Raw genomic sequence first — 627 nt, 5'->3', positions numbered from 1 at the left:
GGCACGCGTGTCCGCCGCCGCAAGGGCGGCGCGCAGGCGGGCGATCTCGTCGGCGGCATCGGTCATGGGAGGAGACTATCATGCCGCCCCCGCAGACAAAGGAAAATCACGTCATGGCAGGGCTTTATCCTGCCTTTCCGGGCCTCTGCGTCCAGCGCGGATTGCGCCAGTCGATGTTCGCGGCCTCTCTCGGACCGATGGCGTTCGGCCGCTTGCTCCAGAAGATAGCCAATCTGGGCCGCAGACACCCGGACAGCCTCGCCAGATCCGCTCGTCGGCCAAATGAATTTGCCCGCTTCGAGCCGCTTCATGTAGAGCGACATGCCGACGCCATCATGCCAGATCAATTTCACCAGGTCGCCCTTGCGCCCGCGGAAGCAGAAGATTTCGCCGCCATGCGGGTCCCGCCCCAGCCCCTGCTGCACCTTGATCGCCAGCGATGTTCGTCGGGGTGACCGTCCCCCGGACGGTCCCCTGATCCTCCTCACTCCCGAAGCGCATGTCGGTGACGCCGCCTGCGACCCACACCGTCACTGCGGCGCGACATATGTGGAACGGCCCGCGTGGCAAGAGCTTTTTCATCCGAGGAACAATTTGGGAGCGGTGCGGTCATATGTACGGCCTTTC

The 627-nt window shown here is 64.4% G+C and carries 1 protein-coding gene; it reads right to left on the bottom strand.

Translation table 11 applies throughout. The features are described from left to right. Positions 1 to 62: 62 nt before the first annotated feature. Complete coding sequence (tnpB, locus tag FGX59_RS39510) at positions 63 to 425, bottom strand: IS66 family insertion sequence element accessory protein TnpB (RefSeq protein ID WP_206078575.1); 363 nt, start codon at positions 423 to 425, stop codon at positions 63 to 65. Between the last annotated feature and the right edge of the window lie 202 nt (positions 426 to 627).

The organism is Poseidonocella sp. HB161398, from assembly GCF_005870025.1.
In the GTDB taxonomy this organism is placed as follows: domain Bacteria; phylum Pseudomonadota; class Alphaproteobacteria; order Rhodobacterales; family Rhodobacteraceae; genus Mangrovicoccus.
This window is presented reverse-complemented; position numbering and strand designations above follow the sequence as displayed.